General features: G+C 72.5%; 27 protein-coding genes. 13 read left to right on the forward strand and 14 right to left on the reverse strand.

Translation table 11 applies throughout. The features are described 5' to 3' along the window. Positions 1-77 precede the first annotated feature (77 nt). The 3 genes from CR165_RS14575 to CR165_RS14585 all read left to right on the forward strand — a co-directional run bounded on the left by CR165_RS14575 (position 78) and on the right by CR165_RS14585 (position 2,805). Entirely contained in the window at positions 78-884 is an 807-nt protein-coding gene (locus CR165_RS14575; RefSeq protein ID WP_146201911.1) for a cold-shock protein, read from the forward strand. A 149-nt stretch (positions 885-1,033) separates the two neighbouring features. Next, entirely contained in the window at positions 1,034-1,723 is a 690-nt protein-coding gene (locus CR165_RS14580) for a hypothetical protein (protein WP_146201912.1), read from the forward strand. A 92-nt stretch (positions 1,724-1,815) separates the two neighbouring features. Then, positions 1,816-2,805, forward strand: coding sequence for a Bug family tripartite tricarboxylate transporter substrate binding protein (locus tag CR165_RS14585; protein WP_109517716.1), 990 nt, complete (start codon positions 1,816-1,818; stop codon positions 2,803-2,805). 37 nt (positions 2,806-2,842) lie between these two features. Here CR165_RS14585 and CR165_RS14590 read toward each other — a convergent pair whose 3' ends face one another. Next, positions 2,843-3,592, reverse strand: a complete 750-nt coding sequence (locus CR165_RS14590; protein ID WP_109517717.1) for an SDR family oxidoreductase — start codon at positions 3,590-3,592, stop codon at positions 2,843-2,845. A 108-nt stretch (positions 3,593-3,700) separates the two neighbouring features. Between CR165_RS14590 and CR165_RS14595 the strand changes: the two genes are divergently transcribed. Continuing rightward, positions 3,701-4,327 (forward strand): hypothetical protein, encoded by a 627-nt coding sequence (locus CR165_RS14595; protein ID WP_109517718.1) that lies wholly within the window; start codon positions 3,701-3,703, stop codon positions 4,325-4,327. 9 nt (positions 4,328-4,336) lie between these two features. Here CR165_RS14595 and CR165_RS14600 read toward each other — a convergent pair whose 3' ends face one another. The 4 genes from CR165_RS14600 to CR165_RS14615 form a co-directional block, all read right to left on the reverse strand. Further along, positions 4,337-5,053: an HD-GYP domain-containing protein gene (locus CR165_RS14600; RefSeq protein ID WP_109517719.1), complete on the reverse strand. Its 717-nt coding sequence runs from the start codon at positions 5,051-5,053 to the stop codon at positions 4,337-4,339. A 36-nt stretch (positions 5,054-5,089) separates the two neighbouring features. Further along, positions 5,090-5,713, reverse strand: coding sequence for a response regulator transcription factor (locus tag CR165_RS14605; RefSeq protein WP_181378174.1), 624 nt, complete (start codon positions 5,711-5,713; stop codon positions 5,090-5,092). A 165-nt stretch (positions 5,714-5,878) separates the two neighbouring features. Beyond that, positions 5,879-8,728: a response regulator gene (locus CR165_RS14610; protein ID WP_146201913.1), complete on the reverse strand. Its 2,850-nt coding sequence runs from the start codon at positions 8,726-8,728 to the stop codon at positions 5,879-5,881. A gap of 124 nt (positions 8,729-8,852) precedes the next feature. Next, positions 8,853-9,899 carry a glycosyl hydrolase family 8 gene (locus tag CR165_RS14615; protein WP_245906439.1) on the reverse strand — a complete coding sequence of 349 codons (1,047 nt, stop codon included), beginning with the start codon at positions 9,897-9,899 and terminating at the stop codon, positions 8,853-8,855. A 377-nt stretch (positions 9,900-10,276) separates the two neighbouring features. Here CR165_RS14615 and CR165_RS14620 point away from each other — a divergent pair, with 377 nt between their 5' ends. Continuing rightward, positions 10,277-11,113 (forward strand): UDP-2,3-diacylglucosamine diphosphatase, encoded by an 837-nt coding sequence (locus tag CR165_RS14620; RefSeq protein WP_109517723.1) that lies wholly within the window; start codon positions 10,277-10,279, stop codon positions 11,111-11,113. Position 11,114: 1 nt separating this feature from the next. Beyond that, positions 11,115-12,131, forward strand: a complete 1,017-nt coding sequence (locus CR165_RS14625; RefSeq protein ID WP_109517724.1) for a glycosyltransferase family 4 protein — start codon at positions 11,115-11,117, stop codon at positions 12,129-12,131. Positions 12,132-12,174: 43 nt separating this feature from the next. Here the strand turns inward: CR165_RS14625 and CR165_RS14630 are convergent, their stop codons facing one another. Continuing rightward, positions 12,175-12,774 carry a class I SAM-dependent methyltransferase gene (locus CR165_RS14630; protein ID WP_109517770.1) on the reverse strand — a complete coding sequence of 200 codons (600 nt, stop codon included), beginning with the start codon at positions 12,772-12,774 and terminating at the stop codon, positions 12,175-12,177. 164 nt (positions 12,775-12,938) lie between these two features. Beyond that, the gene (locus CR165_RS14635; RefSeq protein WP_146201914.1) at positions 12,939-13,160 is read right to left on the reverse strand and encodes a NepR family anti-sigma factor; all 222 of its coding nucleotides are present in this window, start codon (positions 13,158-13,160) and stop codon (positions 12,939-12,941) included. A gap of 172 nt (positions 13,161-13,332) precedes the next feature. Between CR165_RS14635 and CR165_RS14640 the strand changes: the two genes are divergently transcribed. After that, entirely contained in the window at positions 13,333-14,178 is an 846-nt protein-coding gene (locus CR165_RS14640) for a sigma factor-like helix-turn-helix DNA-binding protein (RefSeq protein WP_109517726.1), read from the forward strand. 23 nt (positions 14,179-14,201) lie between these two features. Here the strand turns inward: CR165_RS14640 and def (CR165_RS14645) are convergent, their stop codons facing one another. Then, positions 14,202-14,792, reverse strand: coding sequence for a peptide deformylase (gene def, locus CR165_RS14645; protein ID WP_109517727.1), 591 nt, complete (start codon positions 14,790-14,792; stop codon positions 14,202-14,204). 109 nt (positions 14,793-14,901) lie between these two features. Next, entirely contained in the window at positions 14,902-16,287 is a 1,386-nt protein-coding gene (locus CR165_RS14650) for a calcium-binding protein (RefSeq protein ID WP_109517728.1), read from the reverse strand. Positions 16,288-16,483: 196 nt separating this feature from the next. On the opposite strand from CR165_RS14650, the gene CR165_RS14655 reads away from it, so the two are divergent. The 5 genes from CR165_RS14655 (at position 16,484) to CR165_RS14675 (ending at position 21,098) form a co-directional block, all read left to right on the forward strand. After that, positions 16,484-16,963 (forward strand): hypothetical protein, encoded by a 480-nt coding sequence (locus tag CR165_RS14655; RefSeq protein WP_109517729.1) that lies wholly within the window; start codon positions 16,484-16,486, stop codon positions 16,961-16,963. Between the two features lie 220 nt (positions 16,964-17,183). Beyond that, entirely contained in the window at positions 17,184-18,278 is a 1,095-nt protein-coding gene (gene fbaA / locus CR165_RS14660) for a class II fructose-bisphosphate aldolase (protein ID WP_109517771.1), read from the forward strand. A gap of 368 nt (positions 18,279-18,646) precedes the next feature. Further along, positions 18,647-19,774, forward strand: coding sequence for an acyl-CoA dehydrogenase family protein (locus CR165_RS14665; protein ID WP_109517730.1), 1,128 nt, complete (start codon positions 18,647-18,649; stop codon positions 19,772-19,774). Beyond that, positions 19,765-20,514, forward strand: coding sequence for a PIG-L deacetylase family protein (locus CR165_RS14670; RefSeq protein ID WP_109517731.1), 750 nt, complete (start codon positions 19,765-19,767; stop codon positions 20,512-20,514). The genes CR165_RS14665 and CR165_RS14670 overlap by 10 nt, the downstream gene beginning before the upstream one ends. Continuing rightward, positions 20,511-21,098 carry a class I SAM-dependent DNA methyltransferase gene (locus CR165_RS14675; protein WP_109517732.1) on the forward strand — a complete coding sequence of 196 codons (588 nt, stop codon included), beginning with the start codon at positions 20,511-20,513 and terminating at the stop codon, positions 21,096-21,098. Before CR165_RS14670 ends, CR165_RS14675 begins: the two co-directional genes overlap by 4 nt. On the opposite strand, the gene CR165_RS14680 is transcribed toward CR165_RS14675, so the two are convergent. Genes CR165_RS14680 through def (CR165_RS14700) form a run of 5 tightly spaced genes read right to left on the reverse strand, consistent with a single transcriptional unit; the run spans position 21,031 to position 25,093 of the window. Continuing rightward, positions 21,031-22,218: a glycosyltransferase gene (locus CR165_RS14680; protein WP_109517733.1), complete on the reverse strand. Its 1,188-nt coding sequence runs from the start codon at positions 22,216-22,218 to the stop codon at positions 21,031-21,033. The two genes, CR165_RS14675 and CR165_RS14680, sit on opposite strands and share 68 nt — an antisense overlap. A 60-nt stretch (positions 22,219-22,278) precedes the next feature. After that, positions 22,279-22,872: an NUDIX hydrolase gene (locus CR165_RS14685; protein ID WP_408887537.1), complete on the reverse strand. Its 594-nt coding sequence runs from the start codon at positions 22,870-22,872 to the stop codon at positions 22,279-22,281. Between the two features lie 4 nt (positions 22,873-22,876). Continuing rightward, positions 22,877-23,638, reverse strand: coding sequence for a tRNA pseudouridine(38-40) synthase TruA (gene truA / locus CR165_RS14690; protein ID WP_109517734.1), 762 nt, complete (start codon positions 23,636-23,638; stop codon positions 22,877-22,879). A 1-nt stretch (position 23,639) separates the two neighbouring features. Beyond that, entirely contained in the window at positions 23,640-24,563 is a 924-nt protein-coding gene (gene fmt / locus CR165_RS14695) for a methionyl-tRNA formyltransferase (protein ID WP_109517735.1), read from the reverse strand. Next, positions 24,560-25,093, reverse strand: coding sequence for a peptide deformylase (gene def, locus CR165_RS14700; RefSeq protein ID WP_109517736.1), 534 nt, complete (start codon positions 25,091-25,093; stop codon positions 24,560-24,562). Before def (CR165_RS14700) ends, fmt begins: the two co-directional genes overlap by 4 nt. A 155-nt stretch (positions 25,094-25,248) precedes the next feature. On the opposite strand from def (CR165_RS14700), the gene CR165_RS14705 reads away from it, so the two are divergent. Then, on the forward strand, positions 25,249-25,725 hold the full coding sequence (locus CR165_RS14705) for an Hsp20 family protein (protein ID WP_109517737.1): 477 nt from the start codon (positions 25,249-25,251) through the stop codon (positions 25,723-25,725). Positions 25,726-25,903 lie beyond the last annotated feature (178 nt).

The following is a 25,903-nucleotide window of genomic DNA, read 5'->3' on the forward strand; positions in this document are numbered from 1 at the left end:
GGACGCTCTGGTGCGAGGATGGACCATGCCGGCCCTGCATCCCGTCGGGCCGCACACTTTTACGGATACGAGACGCAGTGTTTCCGGATAACGATTCGCAGGGCGGCGCCGGGCCCATCGAGGCCGAGGTCAAGTGGTACAACGGCCGTAAGGGGTTCGGCTTCGTACTGGGCCCGGACGGTCAGGACGTGTTCTTCCACGCTTCGGCGCTCACCGAGGCCGGGATCGAGCCGCCCGAGACCGGTGACAAGCTGGTCTGCGAGATCGGCGCGGACCGCCAGGGTCGCCGGCTGGTGACCAAGATCCACGAGCGCAAGCTCGGCCCGGGCGCCCCGCCCGGTGGCGACCGTCCCCGCCGCGACTTTGGTGCCGGTGGCTTCGGCGACCGTCCGCCGCGCCGCGACTTCGGCGACCGTCCGCCGCGCCGCGATTTCGGTGCGCCCGGTGGCTTCGGCGACCGTGGCGGCTTCGGCGACCGTCCGCCGCGCCGCGACTTCGGTGCGCCCGGTGGCTTCGGCGACCGTGGCGGCTTCGGCGACCGTCCGCCGCGCCGTGATTTCGGCGACCGTGGCGGCTTCGGTGGCGGCGGCGGCGGTGGTGGCTTCGGCGCGCCGCGCAGCTTCGGCGACCGTCCGCCGCGCCGCGACTTCGGCGGCCGTGACGAGGGTGGCCCGACCTACGCCGTGAACGGCACGGTGAAGTGGTTCGACCAGGTGCGCGGCTTCGGCTTCGTCACGCCGGATGATGGTGGCCAGGACGTGTTCCTGCACTCTTCCGTGCTGCAGCGCGCCGGCAAGCAGGATGTCCAGCAAGGCGAGAAGCTCAACCTGGAGGTCCGCGACGGCCAGCGTGGCCGCCAGGCGGTGGTGCTGAAGGGCAACTGAGCCCCCGGCGCCGTCCCGCGACGGAATGAATGGAGCCCCCGGCGCAGCCCGCGCCGGGGGCTTTTTCGTGCCTTAGCGATATCTTCAATGCTGCGGGTCCAGAACATATCCCGAGCGCCGGCCGGAGCCGGCTGAAGGGAAACCCTTGCATGTCGCTGGATTCTGCTCCCCTGCTTCCCACGCCATCCCCTGGCCTGCGGCCCACGGAGATGGACGAACTCGACAGCATCCTTGCCGCCGGGCGCCAACTCAGCAGCGCCAAGGCAATGCTCGACCTGCTGCGCCAGGTGCTAGAAGACATCGACATGCTGGCCAGCGAGGCCGGCCGCATCCTCGTCCTGATCGCAGATCCCGCCTTGCCCGGGGAGGAGGGCCGCGCCGCCCTGGCGCGCTACCAGCGGAACTTCCAGGAGATCCTCTCGCTGCTGGCCGCTTCGCGCCATGTCAGCCAGCTGCTGATGAGCAACGCGGAGGATGGCAACCCGGGCATGCTTCGCTCGCTGGACCTGCTGGAGCGGATCGCCAGCCGGCTGCCGCGCCCGCCCGCCGATTCGGCCGCCGCCCGCGCCATGCTGCCGGATCTCAGCGCCTTCACCCTGGCCGTGCTGGAAGCGCGCGACAGCTTCGCCGCCGACCGTGGCGCCATCGAGGCCCAGCTTTCGCTGAACCTGGAGCAGCTGGACGACCAGCAGGCCACGCTCGGCGCGCTGGAGGACACGGACCTGCTGAAGGAGGCGGCGCGGCTGCAGGCGCTGCAGATCCGCCAGCAGCTTGCCGGGCATGCCATCGGTTTGGGCGCATTGGTGCCCCGTTGCCTGCTGGATTTGCGCAGCGTCTGAACGCGGCGTGGAAAGGGGGCGCTTTCCGGGTTCCCCCCATTGCCGGCGCAGGGATAGCTTCGGTGCTGCACACAGAAGGAGAGCCACCGACAATGCGCCGATTGCTGCTTGGCCTCGCACTGGCCGGCCTATGGGCCCCTCTCGCCACGGCACAGGCACAGGACGCCGCGTGGCCCAACCGGCCCATCACCCTGAGGGGCGGCTTTCCGAACGGCTCCGGCGTGGACATCTACCAGCGCAAGCTGGCCGAGCCGCTCTCCCAGGCCTTGGGCGTGCCGGTGGTGGTGGACAACCGCAGCGGCGCCGGCGGCAACATCGCCAGCGATCATGTGGCCAAGGCGAAGCCGGATGGCTACACCTTCCTCTTCGGCACGGCCGGCACCCACGCCATCAACGCCACGCTCTACCGCAGCCTGCCCTTCGACCCGGTGAAGGACAGCACGCCCATCGCCCATCTGGGCGACGTGCCGAATGTGCTCACCGTCAGCGCGGAGCGGCGGCCCGGCCTCGCCACCTGCCAGGACGTGATCCGCACGGCGAAGGCGCAGCCGGGCAAGCTGAACTACGCCTCCACCGGCAACGGCGCCTCGACCCACTTGGCCGGCGCGCAGTTCGCGCAGGTGGCGGGGCTGGACATCGTGCATGTGCCCTTCCGCGGGCAGCCCGGCGCGCAGACGGCGCTGCTGTCCGGCGATGTGGACCTGTTCTTCAACCAGTCCGGCCCCTCCATCGGCTACATCAAGCAGGGGCAGGTGAAGGGGCTGGCGGTGACGACGGCCAAGCGCCTGGAGGCGTTGCCCGAGGTGCCCACCGTGGCCGAGGCCTGCGGCCTGCCGGGCTTCGACAGCAGCACCTGGTACGGCATCTTCGCGCCGCCCGGCCTGCCGGAGCCCATCCAGGCGCGGATGAACGCCGAGATCCAGCGCATCATCACCACGCCCGAGTTCCGCCGCTGGCTGATCGACACCCAGGGCATCACGCCCAGCACCCTCTCCACCCCGGCCGAGTTCCGCGCCGTGCAGGAGCGCGACATCGCCCGCTGGGGCGAGGTGGTGCGCCGCTCCGGCGCGCAGGTGGACTGACGCGGCAGGGCCGGGGTTGTGCCCCGGCCCGCCTGGCTCAGCCGCGCCCGACGAAGGGCATCTTCGTCGCCATCACCGTCATGAACTGGATGTTGGCGTCGAGCGGCAGCGAGGCCATGTGCAGCACGGCCTCGCCCACATGCCGCACATCCATGCGCGGCTCCACCATCATGGTGCCGTTGGCCTGCGGCACGCCCTTGGTCATGCGGTCGGTCATCTCGGTCGCGGCGTTGCCGACATCGATCTGTCCGCAGGCGATGTCCCATTTCCGCCCGTCGAGGCTGAGCGACTTGGTCAGGCCGCCGATGGCGTGCTTGGTGGCCGTGTAGGGGGCCGAGCCGGGACGCGGCGCGTAGGCGCTGATCGAGCCGTTGTTGATGATGCGGCCGCCGCGCGGCTCCTGGTGCTTCATCATGCGGTAGGCCTCCTGCGCGCAGAGGAAGGCGCCGTTCAGGTTGGCCGCGACCACGCCGAACCAGTCCTCGTGCGAGATCTCGTCGAAATCGACGGCCGGGCTGCCGCGCCCCGCATTGTTGAACAGCAGGTCGCAGCGGCCCCACTTCTCCTTCACGGCGGCGAACAGCGCGGCCACGGAGGCGGCGTCGCCCACATCCGTTGGCACCGCCAGGCAGCGCGCGCCGGCCTCGCCCGCCTGGGCGATGGTGGCCTCCAGCGCATCGGCGCGGCGGCCGGCGAGGGCGACATGCCAGCCTGCGCCCAGCAGGGCGAGCGCGGCGGCGCGGCCGATGCCGCTGCCCGCGCCTGTGACGACGGCGATCTTGCTCATGGGCGTTCCCCTTCTTAACTGAATCGTGCCGCAGCCTGCGGCGGCCGGAGCGGAAGCGCAAGCCAGCTCCGGCGCGGCTGTCCGGCCTGGCCGGTAGGGGGATTTCCGATGCGACGCACCGCCATCCTGGCCCTGGCCCTCGCGGGGACCGGCGCCGGCGCCGCCATGGCGCAGAACGCCCCCGCCCAGCTCTGGCCCACCCGCGACGTGGCGGTGACCTACACGGCCCGCGGCGGGCGCGAGGCACCGCGCACGGTGCAGGCGGCATGGCTCGCCGCCGAGCGGCGGCTGCGGGTCGAGCCGCCGGAGGCGCCGGGCTGGGTGCTGGTCGACCTGCCGCGCGGCCAGGCGATGATGGTGATGGATTCGATGCGCACCGCCATGCAGCTGCCGGACGAGCAGAAGCTGCCGCTGACCGGTGGGCTTCCGCCGGGCACGACGATGACGCCGGCCGGCAGCGCCACCGTAGCCGGCCACCGCTGCGACATCTGGCGCGTCAGCAATCCGGACGGGCAGGGCACCGTCTGCCTGACGCCGGATGGCGTGCTGCTGCGCGCGCAGGGCAAGCATGAGGGCAAGCAGGGCATGCTGGAGGCCACCGCCGTCTCCTACACCCGGCAGGACCCGGCCCGCTTCCGCCTGCCGCCCGAGTACCGCAGCGTCACGCTGCCGCCCGGCCTGCTGAAGAACCTGCCGCCGGGCCTGGCGCAGAGCATTCCCGGCCTCTCGCGCTGAGGCACCGCCTCACCAGGGGCAGGGCGGAAGACGCAGGGCGCGCTCCAGCAGGTGCGAAGGCAGCAGCCCGGCCATGGTGCTCCGGCGGCTCAGCCCATGGTCCAGGCCCAGCTCCGCCTGGAAGGTCTCGCCCAGCCCTTCCACCAGCAGCGCCGCGAAATCGGGGTCGAACTGGGTGCCGGAGCAGGCCTGCACCTCGCGCAGCGCCTCGGCCACGCTGAGGTGCCGGCGATAGGCCCGCCCGGGCTCGATCATCGCGACGAAGGAATCGGCCACGCAGATGGCGCGCGCCAGCGGTGACAGGGCCGTGCCCGCGCGCCCGCCGGGATAGCCGCCGCCCTGCCAGCGCTCATGGTGGTCCCGCGCCGCCGCCTGCACCGCTTCCGGGTAGCGCAGCGCGGCCAGGGCCTCGGCGCCGGTCAGGGGATGGGCGCGCATCATGTCCGTCTTGCGGGCGCTGAGGCCGCGGGCGGCATCGAGCAGGCTGGTCGGCAGGAAGACCTTGCCCAAATCATGCAGCAGGCCGGCCGCCACCACCTCGGCCATGTCGCCCAGCCCGTCCGGGCGGTGGCTCCACATGGCCAGCAGCACCGTGGCCACCCGCACCGAATGATCCGCCGTCGCCGGATGGTGGCGCCGGATGGCCGCCAGCAGGCGCAGGCTCTGGCGGGAGAGGTTGCCGGGCGTGGCGCCCGGCCCGAGCACGTCACAGGCACTCTGAATCATCGCGCATCATCGCCCTGCCGGGTGGATGCGGCGAGGCTACCACACCAGCCGGTAGCCGCGCCCGCGCACCGCCAGAAGCTGGATGGCGCCATTCGAGGACTGTTCCAGCTTCTGCCGCAGCGAGGAGGCGAACTGGTCCACGCCGCGTTGCTGCGGCCGCCGCCGATAGCCCAGCACGTGCTCGGCGATCATGTCCCGCTCGGCGGTGAGGGAGGGGTCGCGCAGCATCATCGCCAGCAGCCCGGCCTCGGCGCCGGTGAGATGGATCTCCGACCCGCCGGGGGGGACCAGCCTCTGCCGGGCAGGGTCCAGCAGCACGCCCATCGCCATGCGCGGCGGCAGCGGCTCCGACGTGGCCGGCGGCGCCGGCAGGCGGCGGGAGAGCGCCCGCAGCCGGGCCACCAGCTCCCGCGGGGAGACGGGCAGGGGCAGATGGTCATCGGCGCCCAGCTCCAGGCTGGCCACGCGCTCCGCCTCGCCGGCCTGCCGGCTCAGCACCACCAGGCCGCGCCCACGGCCGGGAATGCGGCGGAGCATCTCGGGGGCCGAGCCCGCGGCCCAGTCGAGATCCAGCACCACCACCCGCGCCGGAGCCTGCTCCAGCGCCGCGCAGAAATCATTCAGGTCGTCGATGAGGTTCGGCTGGTAGCCGGACTGCATCAACGCTTCTGAGAGCGTCGCGGCCGTGCGAGGGCAACCCAGCCCCAGCAGGATGCCTTCGACGCGGGCCTGCTCCGCCAAGCTTCGCGGGCGGCGCAGCGGGGGTTCTAGGGTTGTGGTTTCGTTTACCATTGCTCGCTATGATAGCAGAGCAATTTGCGGAATCTACTGGAATGTGAGTTTTTCTCCTGAAAGTGGATCGGATGCCAGAACTTTCTGCGTGAGCGCCGATTGCAGCGCCGCCGCCAGCTCATCGCCTGTGCAGGGCTTGAGAAGAAGCGGCGGCTGGCCGGGCGTGGCGCCCGCCTCCACGGCATAGGCGGAGATCAGGAGCACCGCGCAGGATGGCTGCCAATGCCGGGCCTTCTCAGCCAGGTGCAGGCCGCTGAGGCCGCCAGGCAGCATCACATCGGTCAGCAACAGGTCGGGGCGCAGCCCTTCTTCGACCAGCTGCAAGGCGGCCGGGCCGTCCTCCGCCGCATGCACCGCGCAGCCCAGCGCCTGCAACTGCGCTGTCAGCCGCTGGCGCAGCGATGGCTCGTCCTCAACCAGCAGGATGCAGGGGCTGCCCTCCAGCCGTGGCGGCGGCAGCGTCTTGGAAGGGGCGGGCAGGGGGAGCGGAGACCAGGGCAGCAGCAATTCGGCCAGGCATCCGCCGCCGGCAGCATCGCTCAACCGGAAGGCACCGCCCTGCCGCCGCGCGAAGGCGGCGATCGCGGCGAGGCCGAGGCCATGCCCGCCGGGCTTTTCGCTGAAGCCGGCCTCGCCCGCCCTGCCAAGGGCCGCCCCGTGAAACCCGCTGCCGGAATCCCGCACCGCAAGCCGCAGGCACGGCCCCGGCGGCAGCGGCGCCGGGGCCGCCTCCAGGCGGTGCAGCGTGAGCCGCAGCGATCCCCCCTGCGGCATCGCCGCGCGCGCGTTCAGCACCAGGTTCACCGCGGCGCTTTCCAGCTGGCCCGCTTCCAGCGGCAGCGGCGGCAGGCTTGGCGGAATCTCGGCCTCCAGCGCCACGGCGGGGCCGGCCAGACGCCGCAGGAGGCCCAGCAGGCCGCGCAGGAGCGCCGCCGGATCGGCCGGCCGGGCTTTCGTCCGGCCGCTGCGGATCAGCCCCAGCAGCGCGCCGCTGAGCGCCTGCCCGAGCGCGCCGGACCGGCGCAGCGCCTCCGCCGCCTCCGCCGCCTCGGGTGGCAGACGGGAGGCCGTCTCCTCCATGGCGGCCATCAGATGGCCCAGATCATGCGCCAGCCCGGCGGCCTGGATGATCGCCGCGCCCGGCAGCGCGCCGCCCGCCAGGGCCTCGGGCGCCGCGGCCTGACGCTGGCTGGTTTCCCGGAACTGCAGGGCGATGCCATCCCCGGCGGGATAGGAGAGCATGCGGAAGCTGCGGTCGCCGCCCTCACAGGGCAGGGTGATGTCGAACTCGGCCCGGCCGCCGCGCGCGGCCACGGTGTGCAGCTGCTCCACCAGCGCGGTCTCCAGCAGGATGGGGTAGCGCTGCCACAGGGTCTGGCGGGGCAACGCGCCCTCCGCCAGCTTCAGCATCCGGCGGGCGGCGGTGTTGGCATAGGCGAAGCGCCATTCCGAATCGAGCGCGATGAAGCCGTCGCTGATCGACTCCAGGATGAACTCGACCCGGCCCCGGGCGCTTTCGGCCTCCTGCGCCGCGTGGTGCAGCGTGCCGATCAGGCGCCGGTTGCGGATCGCGATGCCGGCCAGAACGCCCAGCTGCGACAGCATGGCGATGTCGTCGGCGTCGAAGGCATGGTCGGCATCGCCTACCAGAAGTGTGCCGAGCGGCGCGCCATCCGCCCCGCGCAGCGGCACCGACAGGGCGGCGGGACGCTCCGCCTGCGCCGGCCAGAGGCAGGGCGCGTCACCGGCGAGACCGGGTTCGAGCGCCAGCCGGCGCAGCGCGGCCAGGGCGGGCGGCGCGTCGCCGGGCTTCAGGTCGATCACCGGCTCATGGCTTGCCGGCTCGTGCAGGCGGATGGCGGCGAAGCGCGCTGCAGCCGCCTGCCGCGCCAGCTGCCCGACGCGGTGCAGCAGGGCAGGCATCTCGGTCATGGCGGCGATCTGCGCCGAACCCCGCGCCAGCGCCTCGAGCCGCGCGGTGGCGGCCTGCCGGGCCGCCAGCCGCCGCGCCATCTCGCGCAGCACCAGCACCGTGCCCGCGCCGATGGCGAGGGTGGCCAGGAGAGCCAGCCCGATCAGCAGCCAAGTGCGCTGCCACCATGGCGCCATCACCTCCTTCTGGCTCTGGAGGGCGATGAGCATGACCGGCTGGCCCTGCACCGGCACCGCCGCATAGTAGCGTGGCGTGCCGTCGGCCGCGGCACGGTCCATGCCCGAGGCACGCCGGCGCTCGCGCAGGGCCCGCACCACCTCCTCCGCGCGTGCCGGCTTCTCGCCGGCCGGCCAGGGCCCGGGCGGATGCACGGCGAGGCGGTGCCCCTCCGCGTCGAACAGCAGCAGGCGGGCACCCTTGGCGAGCGGCAACCGCGCATACTGTCCGGCCAACCCCTGCAGGGGCAGCAAGGCCATGCCCACGCGGTGCGCATCCAGCCGGCGCAGCAGCGGCAGGATGCTGCCTTCGCGGCCGCGCAGCGGCGGCGCGACATGCAGCGCCGGCTCCCCGGCCGGCAGGCTGGCGAGGGAGGCGGCATAGCCCTGCTGCAGCCCCGCGATGTGCTCCCGGCCCCGGGCGGTCGCCAGCTTCACCGCCCCGGCGGCATCGAGCACAAACAGGCCGGTTCCCTCCGGCGCGAGCGCCTCGTGCCGCTGCAGCCGCCGGACCCCTTCGGCATCCTCGTCGAGTCCCTCCAGGCCGAGCAGCGCCTGGTCCAGGCCGTTCAGCATCGCCGCGGCCTGGGCGGCGGCGGCCTCCGCCAGCGCACTGACGCCGCGCAGCACGCGATCCTCCGTCCGGCGCCGGTCCAGCGACAGGTTGAGTCCCAGTGCGGTTGCCAGGAGGCTGGTCATCAGCAGGGCCAGCACCGCCGCGCGGCCTGCCCTCACGCGGCGCGACCGCCTTGGCGGCTAACAGGGTTCAGGCCGGTCGGCGCTTCCGCCATGCTGATCCATGCTGCTCTCAGGGTGCGCCTCCACGCAAAGCCTCATGCTCCAGGCTGAGCTGGACGGTCTAGAGAAGCATCGTGCGCTCGAAAGCGGCCAGGCGGGCCAGAAGCGTCAGGGCGGCGGCATAGTAGTGCGGCGCGGCGAGGACCTGGGGCAGGTCGGCGACACGGGCCTGCGGATCGAGGACCAGCCGCATGATGGCCTGCATGCCGCTGTCGGCCGCATAGGGCGCCACGGTGTCCTGCGCAAAATCGGTCCAGGCCGGCGTGTAACCCGCCGGATGACGGGTGCTCCAGAAGCGGGCGGCAGCGCGGGCGGCCGGCTCGTCCAGCAGCCCTGCCCAGGCCATGTAGAGCGGGATGCGGACGGCATCGTAGGAGAAGCGGGCGGGCCAGCCGACGGCCGGGCTGGGCGGTTCCTCCGGCTTGCCGGTCAGGCGGATCCAGTCCGCCGGCAGGTTCCAGGCGCCGAAGCCGCTCTCCCGCAGCAGCGCCAGCCCATCCTCGCGAAGCGGCCGCCACAGCCCCTCAGGATGCAGCCGCGCCATCGCGTCCAGGGCGGGGAAGACATAGTAGGAAGGATTGATGACCGTATAGCTGGGATGTTCGAAGCCGAAGGCAGCGGGCAGCAACACGATCCGCCCGCCCACTCTCCGCACGCAGCGCTCATGCAGGTCCCGGGCGATCGCGGCAGCCCGCTCGGTGAGCTCCGGCCGGTGCCAGCGGCGGCCGGCCCGTTCCAGCGCCCAGGCGATGAACAGGTCGCCATCCGCTGCGTTGTTGGTGTCTTCCACCGGATTTCGCCGGTCCGGGCGCCAGCTCCAGACATGCAGCGAATCCTGCGGGCGGCGCAGATTCTGCTGTGTCCAGGCCAGCACGCGGTCGAACACCGGCTGGTCGTCGAACGCCTCCGCCATCAGCAGCGCCCAGCCCTGGCCCTCGGAATGGGAGGCGTTGTTGTTGCCGGTGTCGATGATGCGGCCGACGGGCAGCAGATAGAGGGCCTTGAAGCCCTCCCATTCCTGCCGGTCGGGCATGACGGAGGCGGAGCGGAAATCCGCATACCCCGGGAAGCGAGGCACCACGGCCAACAGGCCGGCGCAGAGCGCCACCCATTTCCGCCGTCCGAAAGCCCCCTGCATTGCGTGATGCCCACCCATTCCTGAAGGACCAGTGACTACCTTCAATAGCAAAGCATTTAGCTATGCGCGCAATACGCGCACAAGCCCGATGATTTGCAGGGTTCAAGAGAATTTGTCCGGCACTCCCGGGAACAACACGCGCAGCGACATGGCGGCTTCACCGTTTATAAACCAGAGGTTGATTTGCCCGGCAGAATTGTATGTGCAGTGGCGTTCGCCTCATTCGTCAAGCGCCTGTCATGTGACGGTCACGGCTCCGTCGCATGGCTCGGATACTGCCGCCCTGGTCGAAACATCCCGGTCCGGCAGCCACGTCAGAAGCCCGGGCCCAGCCAAGGGAAGCCGGAATGCCCAACAGCACCGCGCCTGATCCCCGCCCCGCCCTGCGCCGCTACCGGGCCCTGTTCATCTCCGACACTCATCTCGGCATGCGGGGCTGCCGCGCGGAGCTGCTGCTCGACTTCCTCAACCAGGTCGAGTGCGACCATCTCTACCTGATCGGCGACATCATCGATGGCTGGCGCCTCCGCCGCTCCTGGTACTGGGAGCCGGGGCACGACCTGGTCATCCGCCGCGTGCTGGCCATGGCCCGCGCCGGCACCCGCGTCACCTACATCCCCGGCAACCACGACGAGGTGTTCCGCGACTGGGCCGGGCCGGAGTTCGAGGTGGCCGGCGTCGCGCTGCTGCGCGAGGCGGTGCATGAGGCGGCCGATGGCCGGCGTTTCCTGCTGATCCATGGCGACGAGTTCGACAGCGTGGTGCGCTACGCCACGCTGCTCGCCCATCTGGGCGACTGGGCCTATGACGCGGCGCTGGTGGCCAACCGCTGGTTCAACGCGGCGCGGCGCCGCCTCGGCTACCCGTACTGGTCGCTCAGCCAGTGGCTGAAGCGCCAGGTGAAGGAGGCGGTGAAGGCGATCGACCGATTCGAGGTGGCGCTGGCCGAGGAGGCGCGGCGGCGGGGCCTGGACGGCGTGATCTGCGGCCACATCCACCACGCCGAGATGCGCATGGTGAACGGCGTGCTCTACATGAACGATGGCGACTGGGTGGAAAGCTGCACCGCGCTGGTGGAGAACGCCGATGGCCGCTTCGAGCTGATCGACTGGGCCGCCGAGCAGCGCCGGCGCCACGCCGCGCCGCCTGCCCTGCCGGCGCCCGTCGCCTTGCCGGCGGCATGAGATGCGCATCCTGATCGTCTCCGACGCCTGGGCGCCCCAGGTGAACGGCGTGGTGCGCACCCTTGGCATGGTCTCCGCCGCGCTGCGGCGCGGCGGCGACACGGTGGAGGTGCTGGGGCCGGACCGCTTCCGCGGCCTCGCCGTGCCCGGTGAGCCGGGCCTCCGCCTGGCGCTGGGAGCGGGGCCGCAGCTGGGTGCCCTGGCCGGGGTCTTCGCGCCGGACGCCGTGCACATCGCCACCGAGGGGCCGCTCGGCTGGAGCATGCGCCGACTCTGCCGGGCCCGCGGCTGGTCCTTCACCACGGCCTTCCACACCCGCTTCCCGGATTACCTGCGGGCGCGGCTCGGCGTCCCGGCGGCGATCTCCTGGCATGTGCTGCGGCGCTTCCATGCCGCTGCCGCCGGCACCTTCGTCGCCACCGAGGCGCTGCGGCAGGAGCTGGCGGGGCAGGGCTTCACCCGCCTGCGCCCCTGGTCGCGCGGCGTGGACACCGCCCTGTTCCAGCCTGGCCCGCGCGACGCCTTTGCCGGCTTGCCGCGGCCCATCTTCCTGTGCGCCGGGCGCGTCGCGCCGGAGAAGGGGGTGGAGGACTTCCTGGCCCTGCCGCTCCCGGGCAGCAAGGTGGTGGTGGGGGACGGACCGCTGCGCGCCACGCTGGAGCGGCGCTACCCCGAGGTGCGCTTCACCGGCTTCCTGCACCGCGAGGCGCTGGCGGCCGCCTACGCGGCGGCCGACGTGATGGTGTTCCCCTCCCGGACCGACACCTTCGGGCTGGTGCTGCTGGAGGCGATGGCCTGCGGCACGCCGATCGCCGCCTACCCGCAGCCCGGGCCGCGCACCGTGCTGGGCAACGCCGAGCCGCCCCTGAACATCGGGGCGATGGACACGGACCTGCGCGCCGCCTGCCTGCGCGCCCTCTCGGCGGACCGGGCCGCCTGCCGCGCACGGGCGGAGTCCTTCTCCTGGGAGGCCTGCGCGGCACAGTTCCGCGCCCAGCTCGTGCCGCTACGGGCATAGGCAAAAGGGCCGGGGAGGGGCCACACCCCCCCCGGCATGCCTCTCATTGCGGCGTGTAGCGCCAGACGCTGGCGGGCGGGAAGTTGCGCGGCGTCCAGGCCTCGCGCCGGGCGCTCAGGCCGAGCCTGCGCCAGGGCAGGGGCGAGGTGATGCAGTAGCTGTAGAGCAGGAAGCCGAGCCCCGGCGCCACCGCCTCCAGGCTCGCCAGGAAGCGGCGCTGGCGCTCCAGCGGCAGCAGCACCAGCGGGATGCCGCAGATGGCGGTGCCGATCCGCCCCCGGGCCTCGGGCGGCAGGCAGCCGGGCAGGTCGAAGGCGTCGCCCTGCACCACGCGCACGCCGGGCAGCACCCGGCGCAGATGCGCCGCCATCTCCGGCACGATCTCGACGACGATCAGCCGCTCCGGCGGCACGCCCCGCTCCAGCAGGGCGCGCGACAGCACTCCGGTGCCCGCCCCCAGCTCCAGCACGTACTCCCCGGGCCCCTGGCTCGTCAGCGCCGCGATGCGGCGGCAGAGGGTGGGGGAGGAGGGCACCACGGACCCCATCTGCAGGGGATTGGCCAGCCAGCGCCGCAGAAACAGACCGGCATGGGCGACCTTCCCGGGCGGAACCTCGGCATGCGGGGGCAGTGCGTCGGGCATGCGGAACCTCAGCTTGATGATCCGCATTCGTTAACCCGCGGCCTGCGACAGATGCGTGGCGGCGGCATGACGTTCCGGCGAAGCAGGGCGGCCGCCACGGCTGCCCGCGGTGGTCCTCCGCCCCGTCACATCGCGCCGCGCCCTCTCAGGCCGGCAGCGGGCACCTAATGAACGGAGGGCCGCAGCTTGCGCAGCAGCGCCAGGAGCCGCGGCGGCAGCGGCTCCTCGGCCGCGTCCTGGTATTCCTCGCGCAGGCGCTCGTCGAGCCAGTCCCGCCGCGTGTTCCCGGCGTCAGGGCTGGCGATGCCGGCCGCCTTGTCCTCGGGTGCCGTTTCGCTGGCCTGATCTTCCTCGGCAGGCACGGGCGCAGGGACGGATTTAGCCACGCGGGGGCTCTCTTCTCACGAAGTGGTGTGCCATCGTAAAGGCATAGGCCTGTGCATTTCGACAGGGAAGTTGTAACGGTGAGGCCTTCGGTCTGAAATTCAAGCGCGCCCCGCCGGCCGAAAACCCGCCGGCACGGAGGTTGGTTGCCAGGAGCAGGAAGGTCACGCGAGCATGGGCTCTGACCCCGCCGACCTGTTACCCGTCCTGCGGGCCCTGCGCCGCTACACCCACGCCGCACTCGGGTCCCGCGTGCTGGCCGACCGCGTGGTGGAAGTCGCGCTGAATGATCTGCTGACCGACGAATCGCGCCGCCCTTCGAAACGCTCTCCGGGGCGGCTGCGGCTCTACCGCGCGGTGCAGGACCGGCTCTCCAGCCTCCTGGACTGCCCGCCTCCCCATCCGGGCCGGCTCGTGGAAGCGCTGCCGGAAGAGGCCGAATCGCAGGCGCATGCGCTGGTCCGGCTCTGGCTGCGGCGCCGGCTGCGGCGGCTGACGGCGCCGCAGCGCCACGCCTTGCTGCTGTGCCACCTGGAAGGCTTCACCCCGTTGCAGATCGCCCGCATCCTCCGGGTCGATCCGGGCGCCGCGCGCACCCTGCTGGCGCAGGCCTGGGCCATCACCGTGCCGCCCTGCCCGGCGGAGATCCTGATCATCGAGGACGAGATGCTGACGGCGCTCGACATGTCGATGACGATGCGCGACCTCGGCCATACCGTACTGGGCATCGCCAGCTCGGCGCGGGAGGCCGAGATGCTGCTGAAGGACGGGCGGCCCGACCTGATCCTGTCCGAGCTGCGGCTGGCCACCGGCGCCGGCCAGGCGATGCTGCGCCAGCTCGGCGCGGCGGACGCGGCGCCCATCGTCTTCGTGACGGCGAGCGAGGAGCCGATTCCCCTGCCGGGGCAGCGCGCCCCGGCCTTCGTGGTGCGCAAGCCCTTCTGCGCCCGGCACCTGGCGATGGCGGTGTGCGACGCCCTGGCCGCCGGGCGCGAGCGCCGCCTGACGCTCAGCGCCTGAGTCTCAGCGCCTGACGCGCGGCGTCAGGCGCCAGCGGCCCCGGCTTCGGCGGCCCCGGCTTCCTGGCGGGCCTCGGCCAGGGCCTGCGCCTCCTGCACGCGGGCGATCTCCTCGTTGAAGCCCATCAGCCGGAAATCGGTCATCCGCGTCGGGTAGAGGATGCCGTCGAGATGGTCGTTCTCGTGCTGGACGACGCCGGCATGGAAGCCGCCCACCTCGGCCGAGATGGTGCGGCCATCGCAATCCTGCCCGGTGTAGCGCACCCGCCTGTAGCGCGGCACGGCGGCGCGCAGGCCGGGGATGGAGAGGCAGCCTTCCCAGCGGAGATGCTTCTCCTCGCCCAGCGGCTCGACCACCGGGTTGATCAGCACGGTGTTGCCCACCGGCACGTCGTCCGGCGCGCCGGTGGCGCGGTTGGGCAGGACGCGGAAGACGAAGAGCCGCAACGGCACATGCACCTGCGGCGCGGCGAGGCCGGCACCCGGCGCATCCTCCATCGTCTCGAACATGTCCTGCACCAGTCGGCGGATCTCCGGCGCGCCGGGGTCCGGCACCGGCTGGCACCGCTCCAGCAGAACGGGGTGGCCCATGCGGGCGATCTTCAGAATGGCCATGCCGGTTCCTGCGGAGAAAGGGTTTCTGGCGGGCACCGAATGTGCGGGAGGCGCCGCCCGGCCGCAACACCGCCCCTCGCTTCCGCCGGCCCGGTCCGGCCGCGGCCCTTCAGCCCAGGAGGTCGTCCGTGCGGCCTTCCTGGGAGCCGTACAGGATGTAGTGCCGTGCGGCCGCGTCCTGGTCGGCGCCGAAGGCGACCTGGAGATCGACATAGTTGGTCAGGTACTGCACGGCGTCGAAGCTGACCTTGCGGCCCTCGAACCGTCCGTACTGGAGGTAGTGCAGGGCGCCGGCCTCGCGGTTGGCGCCGAAGGCGTCGATCAGGTCGTCATGGGAGGCGATGTAGTCGAGGGCGTCGAACAGCACCGTCCGCCCTTCGTGCCGGCCCTGCTCGATATAGTGCGCCGCCGCCCTGTCCTGGTTGCTGCCGAAGGCCAGGATGAGGTCGGTGTAGGAGGCGGTGTATTCGAGGCTCTCGAACCGCGTCACGCGCCCCTCGGCCCAGCCATGCGTCATCTGGTGCAGGGCGCCGGCCTCCCGGTCGGTGCCGAAGGCGTTCATCAGGTCCGCGTAGGAGGCGGTGTATTCGAGGGCGTTGAAGGTGACCGCCCGTTTCTCCGCATGGCCCTGCCGGATGTAGTGGGCGATGGCGGCCTGCACATCGATGCCGAGGTTCAGCTGCAGGTCCGCGTGGGAGGCGAGGTATTCCGCGCCCTGGAAGGCCACCGGCCGCCCCTCGCGGGCGCCATGATGCAGGTAATGCTCGAATCCGGCCGCCGCATCGGCACCGAAGGCGCGGATCAACTCCGGATTGGCGGCGATGTAGGCCAGCGGCGCGAAGCTCTCGCCGATGGCGGGGCGGAGCTCGCCGCTGGTGAACTGGAGGCGCTCGACGCCGATCAGCCGGTCGCTTCCCTCCAGCGCCAGGGCGGAGGCGGTCAGCGGGATGGTGGCCAGGGTGCCGCTCCACGCCACCAGCCGGTACTCGGCGGCCTGGCCGTTCAGCACCACCGTGTCCAGCCCGGCTCCGCCATCGATCACGTCGTCGCCGGGGCCGGGCAGGGCGGTGTCGTTGCCGGCGCCCAGCCGCAGCACGTCGTTCCCCGCATAGGCGCGCACATGGTCGTCGAGCGGTGAGCCGGACAGGATGTCGTCGCCGGCCAGAAGGGCGGCGCGGGCGGCCTCGCTCATGCCGTGCCAGGTGCCGCCCAGCAGCTGGCCGACCGGCATGGAAAGCCCCTCCACCCTGAGGGTGGTGATGCCGTCCCGGCTCTCCTGGAAGCCGGAGACGGTGCCCTGCGCGGGAGCGCCATAGGCATCGTACTGGAAGCCGCTGCCGAAGAACTCGAGGGCGTAGGAGGCATCCCCGGTGAATCTCAGATCCGCCCGGGCATAGCCTGCCTGCCGTGAACTAAACGTCAGGTAATTCCAGGAAACAGCCTCCGGATTCCGGAAATCGAGGCTGGTCCGGCTTCCGGCTGTGATCTGCACCATTGGTCTGTTCCTGGGCCACGGCTTCCTGAGTTTCTTGTTGTTAACACAGAGGCCGCAGGCTGGCCCAGCCGAGTCGCAGGTTGCGGCGCCGCTGAACGGGAAGGGAAGGCTGCGGAAATTCGCACGTTGCAAAAGGCGAATTTTCTGCTAGGTTTTCCATCACGAAAAATTGATTAACACATGACAGGGCGCTCAGATGCAGCGGAAGCCGACCGATTTTTCGGACGCCATGGCGGGGATCGACCAGGCCATGCTCGATGACGTCGCCGAGGCCGGCGAGGTGCGGAGGATGTCCAGCGCCGCCTTCCTCAAGATCGGCGCCATGCATGGCGTGACCGTCGAGATCGAGCCGCCGCTCGGCGCCGACGGGGATGTGCCGCTCCTGGTGCGGCAGGGGCTGGTGATTCGCTGCATGCTGCCGCGCGGCATCTCGGCCGCCTGGCTGGCCGCCGCGCTGGCCGAGGGCCCGGTGGCGCAGCTGGTGCAGAAGGTGCTGGATGGCCACCGGCTGAACCTGACCGCCGATGGTGGCACCGGGCAGCTGAGCCGCGGGGCGGAACTGGCCCGCAGCCGGCTGCTGGAGACCCTCTCCGCCATGTCGCCGCTGCTGCCGGCCATGGCTCCCACCAGGAGCCGCCGCCCGCGCAAGGCCCCGCTGCAGCTGGCAGCGGCCTGAGGAGGCTGATGGCCGGCGTGCCGGCCGCGAGGGTTCCGCCCGCGCGGGGAGCGCGGGGCTGATCGAAGCGTGTCTTGAGCTTGCGCTTGGCGACCGCCACAACTCTGCCCTATGGCAGGGTTAATCGAACGGAAAGGCTGGCCTCCCTCGGCGGGGGGCGGCCTTTTCATGCCATGACCAAGCGCGCGCGCGAGACAGCCGGAGACCCGAGATGAACGACATGCTGCCCCCCGGCCAGAAGGCCCCGACCAAGCTTCGCCCGGGCGTGGTGACCGGCGCCGACTACCTGGCCCTGCTGGATGCCTGCCGCGACGGCGGCTACGCCCTGCCGGCGGTGAACGTGGTCGGCACCAACAGCATCAACGCCGTGCTGGAAGCCGCGGCCAAGAACAAGTCCGACGTCATCATCCAGCTCTCCAACGGCGGCGCCCGCTTCTTCGCCGGCGAGGGCTGCCCCGATGCCGCCGCCGCCCGCGTGCTGGGCGCCGTCTCCGCCGCGCAGCATGTGCACACCGTGGCCGCCGCCTATGGCATCTGCGTCGTGCTGCACACCGACCATGCCGACCGCAGCCTGCTCCCCTGGGTCAACGCCATGATCGACCATGGCGAGGAGCACATGAAGCGCACCGGCAAGCCGCTCTTCTCCTCGCACATGATCGACCTGTCGGCCGAGCCGCTGGACGTCAACATCGAGGAATGCGCCAAGGTCCTGAAGCGGATGGCGCCGCTCGGCATGAGCCTGGAGATCGAGCTGGGCGTGACCGGCGGCGAGGAGGACGGCATCGGCCATGATGTTGAGGAATCGGCCGACAACGCCCACCTCTACACCCAGCCCGAGGACGTGCTGAAGGCGTGGGAGGTGCTGGCGCCGATCGGCCATGTCACCGTCGCCGCCTCCTTCGGCAACGTCCATGGCGTCTACGCCCCCGGCAACGTCAAGCTGCGGCCGGAGATCCTGAAGGGCTCGCAGGAGGCCGTCTCCGCCAAGTTCGGCGGTGGCGAGAAGCCGATGAGCCTGGTCTTCCACGGCGGCTCCGGCTCCGAGAAGGACAAGATCACCGAGGCGGTGTCCTACGGCGTGTTCAAGATGAACATCGACACGGACACGCAGTTCGCCTTCGCCGAGCCGGTGGGCGCCTATGTGCAGGCCAGCCCGGTGGCCTTCACCCACCAGATCGACCCCTCCAACGGCAAGCCCACCAAGAAGCTCTACGACCCGCGCAAGTGGCTGCGCGCCGGCGAGAAGGGCATCGTCAAGCGGCTGGACGAGGCCTTCGCCGATCTCGGCTCCGCCGGCCGTACCCTGGCGGGCTGAGCCACGGAAACCGGGCGGCGGTGGCGCGCCGCCGCCCGGCCTTCCCGGGGCGCCCCGCCACCCCGGTTGCGGCACGGGCATGGCCGGGCGCCGCCGGCATCTCGCTGCTTTCCCTGCGCGGGTGCCGTTCTGGCCATCTTCCGGCCTGCAATCCAACCACCGCCCCCGGCATGGCGGCGCTGACACCGGCGCCCGCCGCGCTGCCGGTTTGGCCGCTGCGCGGCATCTGCCCGGCCTGTGCCCGAAGCACCCCCAAGGGTGCTGCGGGTTCCCGGCATGGCGCCGTCCCACGCCTGAGGCACGGGCAGCCGGCAATCTTTTTTCAACCTCTGCCGTAACCTTGACCTTGGCGCTGCGTTGCGGCGGCTGTGACACAGCGCCTTACGACCGGCCGCGCCCTGGCGGCGGACCCTCTCGCCGCCGCGCAGCGCGTGGCCTCGCTGGCCCGGGCCCTAGGCGCCGCGCGCGACGCCGACGGGGCCTTTCCGGATTCGGAGGTGGCCGTGCTGCACGATGAAGGCCTGCTGCTGGCGCCACTCCCGGCCGGGCTGGGCGGGGCGGGGCTGCTGCAGGGCGCGGACGGGCTGCGCCGGCTGGCGCGGGTTCTGGCCGCCATCGGGGCCGGCAGCCTGCCGCTGGGGCGGCTGTACGAAGGTCACGTCAACGCCCTCGGGCTGATCCAGGCCTATGGCACCGAGGCGCAGCGCGCGGCCATGGCCGAGGATGTGCGGGCCGGCCATCTCTTCGGCGTCTGGGCGACCGATGACGGTGCCGCGCCGCTCCGTCTGGAAGATGCGGAAGGCGGCGGGGTGCTGCGGGGCCGCAAGATCCTCGCCTCCGGGGCAGGCCGGGTCACGCGCCCGCTGGTGACGGCGCGTGCCGCGGACGGGCTGCGCATGGTGCTGCCCCATCTCTCCCCACGCGAGCGCGCCGACCTCTCCGGCTGGACGGCACAGGGGATGCGCGCCTCCGCCACCGGGGCGGTGGATCTGGAGGGGCTGCCCATCGCCACGAGGCAGTGCCTGGGCGCGCCGGAGCAGTATCTGGCGGAGCCGCATTTCGCCGGCGGCGCCTGGCGCTTCCTCGCCGTGCAGTCGGGTGGCATGGCGGAGGCCGTCGCGCTGCTGCGCGAGCAGCTGCGTGCCCGTGGCCGCGATGCCGATCCCTACCAGCTGCACCGCGCGGGCGAGGCCGCCATCGCGCTCGGGACCGCCCGGCTCTGGGTGGACCGTGCCGCTGCCCTGGCCGGCAGCGACGCGGCGCCCGATGCCATCGCCGGCTTCGTCAACCTCGCCCGCCGCGCCGTGGAGCGCGCGGCGCTGGAGGTGCTGGAGGCGGCGCAGCGCTCCGTGGGACTGATGGCCTTCATGCGGCCGCAGCCGCTGGAGCGCGTGGCGCGCGACCTGGCAACCTATCTGCGCCAGCCGGCGCCGGACCGGGCGCTGGCGCAGGGCGCCGCCCATTGGCTCGAGAGGGACCCGTTGCCATGGCCGTGACCGCCGACGCCTTCTTCCATGCCGCCGAGGCGCTCCCCTTCGCCGCGCTGGACGAGATCCTGGCGCCGGGAGGGCTGCTGGTGCTGGCGCCGCACCCCGACGACGAAAGCCTGGGCTGCGGCGGGCTGATCGCCCTGGCGGCCCGGCAGGCGCGGCCGGTCTGCGTGGCGTTCATCAGCGATGGCGCAGCCTCGCACCCGGGCTCGCGCGACTACCCGCCGGAGGCGCTGCGGGCGCTGCGCGAATCCGAGGCGCTCGGCGCGTTGGCGCTGCTGGGGCTGCCGCCGGGCATGGTGCGCTTCCTGCACCTACCGGATGCCGCCGTGCCGCATGAGGGGATGCGGTTCCTGGCGGCGGTGGAGCGGCTTTCCGGGCTGGTGCGGTGTATCGGCGCCGGCACGGTGCTGGCCAGCTGGGGGCACGACCCGCATTGCGACCATCAGGCAACCCACGCCATGGCGGCGGCGCTGCGGCGGCGCCACCCGGGGCTGCGGCACCTGGCCTATCCCGTCTGGGGCCATACCCTGCCGCCCGAGACCGAGATCGGCATGGCGCCGCGCGGTGCCCGGCTGGCAATCGGCTCGATGCTGCCGCACAAGCGCGCCGCCATCCGCGCCCACCGCTCCCAGCTTGGCGAGGTGATCCTGGACGACCCACAGGGCTTCGTGCTGGACGCTTCCATGCTGGCCCGCTTCGACCGGCCCTATGAGATCGTGCTGGAGGTGGAGCCCGAGGCATGACCCATCCCACGGGATCGCTGCCCGCAGCCTATTTTGAGGCGCTCTATGCCGCCGACCCCGACCCCTGGCGCTTCCGCGACAGCGCCTACGAGGCCGCCAAATATGCCGCCACCCTGGCCGCGCTGGAGCGCCCGCGCTACGGCCGCGTGCTGGAGGTGGGCTGCTCGATCGGCGTGCTGACGAAGCAGCTGGCCGGGCGCTGCGATTCGCTGCTGGCGATCGACGGCTCGGCCCGCGCCATCGCGTCGGCGCGGCGCCATTGCGGGCCTCTGCCCGGCCTGACCCTGGCGCAGCGCGAGGTGCCCCGGCAGTGGCCGCGCGCCCGCTACGACCTGATCCTGTTCTCCGAGGTGCTCTACTACCTGGACGAGGCCGACCTTGCGCGCGTCGCTGCGCTTACGCGGCGGGATCTGGCGCCGGGCGGCGAGGTGCTGCTGGTGCACTGGACCGGCACGACGGACTATCCGCTCTCGGGCGATGCCGCGGCGGAAGGCCTGATCGGCGCGCTGGCCGGTGTCATGCCGGCAGTGCGGCAGGAACGGGCGGAACACTATCGGCTGGACCTGCTGCGCCGGCCGGGCTGAGGCCGGTCAGCAGCAGCGCCGCGGTGCGGATCTCGCCCGGCAGGGCCTGCGGCAGCAGCGGCTCGGGCCGCAGCAGCGGGCTGGCATATTCCACCATGGGCCACAACGCCACGAAAGGCAGGGCGGCGCGGCTGGTCAGGAAGCCGAGCGGCAGGTCAAGCCGTGCCTCCCAGCGCGGCGCCTCCACGATCCGTTCCAGGGCCCCTCTCTCCCAGGCCCCGCGCAGCGCCGCCCGCAGCGAGAAGCGCCGCGCCGCGCCCTCCGCCGGCTCCAGCATCGGGTCGCAGGGCAGTTCGGGGCAGAGGGCCTGCTGGCGCAGCGTGTCGGCGGCGCCGCCCACGGCGCGGCCCTGCAGGCGGCAGGCGGTGCGCACCCGCACATCGGTCGCGTGGCGGATGCGGGCACCGCTGGCGCGCAGGGCGGCCGCCAGGGCGCGGTCCTCGCCCACCGGCCAGCGGGGCAGGCCGCCGGCACGGCGGTAGGCCCGCAGCGTCACCGCCAGGCTGGCGCCGGAGGCCCCGCGGTGCCGTGGCCAGGGGTCGTGCGGGCAAGGGTCCTGCCGCGCCTCCAGCCGCGCCAGCAGGGCGTGGTAGCGCTCCTCCAGCAGCATCCGCCGGCGCAGCATGGCGGGCAGCCGCCGCCGCTCCGCCGGGTCGTAGCGCACCGCGCCGGCCACGGCATCGGCGCCGGCGGCGAAGGCGGCGCGGGTCGCCTCCAGCCAGTCCGGCGCCACGCGGCTGTCGGCGTCGGTGGTCAGCAGCAGCCCGTCCGACGCGCCGCGCGCCTCCAGCAGCGCGGCGGCGGCATCGAGCGCCAGGCCGCGCGCCTCGCCGGCATGCGCCTGCTCCGGCGGCAGGCTGACGCGCAGCGCCAGCAGCGCGAAGGGCAGGGCGGGGCGCAGCCGGCGCACCCGGTCCCGCGTGCCGTCGGTGCAGTTGTTGAGCAGGAGCAGCACCGTCAGCCGTGCCAGCGCGGTCTGTGCCGCCAGGGCCGCCAGGCAGGCGCCGATCTTCGCCACCTCGTTGCGGACCGGAATGGCCAGGACGGCGTCCGGCTCCTGCGGGGCGGACAGGGGATCGTGGCACGGCGCGGCGCGCTGCCAAGGTGACGGTACGGACATGGGAAGCTGTAACGTCGCCGAGGCCCCGCCCGTTGCCGCGCGGCGCCGGCTTCCCGGTGCTCAGACCCCCTGCGGGGAGGTGGCGCCGGGAAAGCGCCCCGCCGTCTCCAGCACGGGCGCACCAAGCGGCTGGCCGCGCGTCGCGTGCCAGCGCCGCAGCGCCGCGTGCACGGTGGGGAAGGCCAGCTGTTCCCACGGGATCTCCGCCCAGTCGAACAGCCGCACCTCCAGGCTTTCCGGCCCCGCCGCGAAGCCGGGCACGGCCAGATGGGCGCGGAAGATCACCTGCACCTGCCCGATGCGGGGAATGGAGTAGAGGGCCAGCACCCCCTCCGTCGCGATGCGCGCCTGGGCTTCCTCCCAGGCCTCGCGCAGGGCGCCTTCCTCCACCGTCTCGCCCAGCTCCATGTAGCCGGCGGGCAGGGTCCAGAAGCCCCGGCGCGGCTCGATGGCGCGGCGGCAGAGCAGCACCCGCTCCCCCTCCGCCACCACCGCGCCCACCACGATCTTGGGATTTTCATAGGCAATGAAGCCGCATTCGGCGCAGGTCAGCCGCTCGCGGTCCTCGCCCTCGGGGATGATGCGCTGGAAATTCGGCTCGGACATGGCGCCAGGGTGCGGGGCGGGCGCGGCGGCCGCAAGCCCTTCCCGCATGGCTTCAGCACCAGTCCGGCGGCGTCTCGTAGCGGGCGAAGAGGAAGGTGAGCCCCTCAGGCGGCGCGTTCTGCCCGGCCAGGGTGCGGTCGCGCCCGTCCAGCAGCTGGCGGGGCCATGTGGCGGGGCGGCGGCCCAGCCCCACCTGCACCAGCGTGCCCACCATGTTGCGCACCTGATGGTGCAGGAAGCTGCGGGCGGCGGTGTGCACCACCACCTCCTCGCCCTGGCGCGAGACGTCCAGCCGGTCCAGCGTGCGCAGCGCGCTCTTGGCCTGGCAGGCGGCGGCGCGGAAGGCGGAGAAATCATGCTGGCCGAGCAGGCCCTGCGCCGCGGCGTGCATGGCCATGGCGTCCAGCGGCTGCTGCACGTGCCAGACGCGCCCGGCCTCCAGCGCCGGCCGTGCCCGGCGGTTCAGGATGCGGTAGCGGTAGCCGCGGCCGATGCAGGAGAAGCGCGCCGACCACCCCTCCGGCGCCCGCGCTGCCGCCAGCACCGAGACCGGGTGCGGCCGGGTGTGATAGTTCAGCGCCTCGCGCAGGCGCAGCGGCTCCAGCTCGGTGGCGATCTCGATCTGCACCACCTGGCCCTCGGCATGCACCCCCGCATCGGTGCGGCCGGAGGCCTGGGTGGCGGCGGGCTGCCCGCCATTCAGCGGCGCGGCGGCATCCTCCAGCACCTGCTGCACCGAGAGGCTGCCCGCCTGGCGCTGCCAGCCGACGAAGGGCGCGCCGTCATACTCCACCAGCAGGGCGTAGCGCGGCATCTCAGCCGAGCACCGTGCCGGGCGGCAGCGGGAAGCCGCGCAGGAAATCCGCCGCCGGCAGCGGGCCACGCCCGGGGCGCTGCAGCCGCGTCAGGCGCAGCGCGCCCTGGCCGCAGGCGATGACGGCGCCCTCCGCCAGCACCGTGCCGGGTGCCGCGCCGGGAGCGCCCCCGGCCGGCACGGCCTCCAGCACGCGGATCGTCTCGCCCTGGTGCTCGAAGAAGGTGCCGGGCCAGGGGTTCAGCGCGCGCACGCGGCGGTCCAGCGCGGCGGCCTCCTGCGCCCAGTCCAGCCGGCCATCGGCCTTGCTGAGCTTTGGCGCGTAGGTCACGCCCGCCTCCGGCTGCGGCACCGGCGCCGGGTCTTCCGCCAGGGCGCGCAGGATGAGGCCGGCGCCCATGGCGGCCAGCGCGTCGTGCACGGCGGGGGTGCCGTCGCGCGGGCCGATCGGCAGCCGGCCGGAGAGCAGCATCGGGCCGGTGTCCAGCCCTTCCTCCATGCGCATGATGGTGATGCCCGTCTCGGCGTCCCCGGCGAGGATGGCGGCCTGGATCGGGCCGGCGCCGCGCCAGCGCGGCAACAGCGAGGCATGGATGTTCAGGCAGCCCCGGCGCGGCGCCTCCAGCATGGCGGGCGGCAGGATCAGCCCGTAGGCCGCCACCACCGCCACGTCGAGATCGAGGGCGCGGAAGGCCTCGTGCTCCGCCACGTCGCGCTTCACCCTGGCGGGGTGGCGCACGGGCAGGCCGAGTTCCAGCGCGGCGCGGTGCACGGGGCAGGGGGTCTCGCGCTGGCCGCGGCCGGAGGGGCGGGGCGGCTGCGTGTAGACCGCCGCGACCTCATGCCCCGCCGCGTGCAGCGCGCGCAGCGCCGGCACCGCGAAATCCGGGCTGCCCATGAAGGCGAGGCGGAGCGGCCGGCTCATTCGCCGTCCCGCTGCCGGCCCTTGAGTTCCTTGGCCAGCTTGCGCAGCAGCATGTTGCGCTTCAGCGCCGAGATGTGGTCGACGAACAGCACGCCGTTCAGGTGGTCGATCTCGTGCTGGATGCAGGTGGCGAGCAGGCCATCCGCCTGCATCTCCCGCCTGCTGCCGTCGAGATCCTGCCAGCGCACCTTCACCTCGGCCGGGCGCGTCACCTCGGCATACTGGTTGGGCAGGGAGAGGCAGCCCTCCTCGCGCGCGGCCAGCCCGGTGCTGGCGGCGACGATCTCGGGGTTCACCATCACATAGGGCTGCGGCTGGTCTTCCGGCTGCAGGTCGATGACGACGAGCCGCAGCAGCTCGCCGATCTGCGGCGCGGCGAGGCCGATGCCGGGCGCCTTGTACATGGTGGCCAGCATGCGCGGCGCGAGGGCGCGCACCGCCTCCGCGTCGCCGGGGCCGACGGGGCGGGCCTTGGCGCGCAGCCGCGCGTCGGGCACCAGGAGGATGGGCAGCAGGTCGGTGTCGGACATGAGGCCGCTGCTTTAGCCCTGCGGCTCCCGGGCTTCAATCTCTGAGGCTGGCGGTGGGTCTTGCATCCGCCGCACCGCTGCCCAAAATATGGGCTCGACGGCAGGGTGCTTCGGGCTCTGCCAGACGCTCGCTCACCGTGAGGAGTTCCAGGCCCATGTCCCGCTCGTCGCTCTTCGGCTCACCCCTGTTCCTCGGCTTCGATCATCTGGAGCAGATGCTCGACCGGGTGGCAAAGAACGCCGATGGCTACCCGCCCTACAACATCGAGCAGACCGGTGAGAACCGCCTCCGCATCACCCTCGCCGTCGCCGGCTTCAGCATGGACGACCTTCAGCTCACGCAGGAGGACAACCAGCTGGTGGTCCGCGGCAAGCAGCGCGAGGAGGTGGAGGGCCGTGTCTTCCTGCACCGTGGCATCGCCGCCCGCCAGTTCCAGCGCGCCTTCGTGCTGGCCGAGGGTATCGACGTAGAAGGTGCATGGCTGGATAACGGCCTGCTGCACATCGACCTGAAGCGGCCGCAGCCGGAGGTGCGGGTGAAATCCATCCACATCGGCACGCGGGGCGCGCAGGGCGGCCGTCCTCTCGTCAATGGCAACGCCCTTGACGATGGTTCGGCTTCCATCGCCTAAACTTTCACGTCCACCGGCCATTCTTCCTCTATCCCGCCCTGGCCGGGCGGTGCGCCGACGGACTGCCTGGGGCAGCGTCGCCATCCGCCCGCCGGGGAACGGCCGAAACGGGAACGGTCGGTGTTTCACACGCGGTGCGGCAAAGCCGGCCGCGCGCCGGGTCCCATTCCGGGAACGG

Origin of the sequence: Teichococcus aestuarii (genome assembly GCF_003116135.1) — a bacterium.
Classification (GTDB): Bacteria; Pseudomonadota; Alphaproteobacteria; order Acetobacterales; family Acetobacteraceae; genus Pseudoroseomonas; species Pseudoroseomonas aestuarii.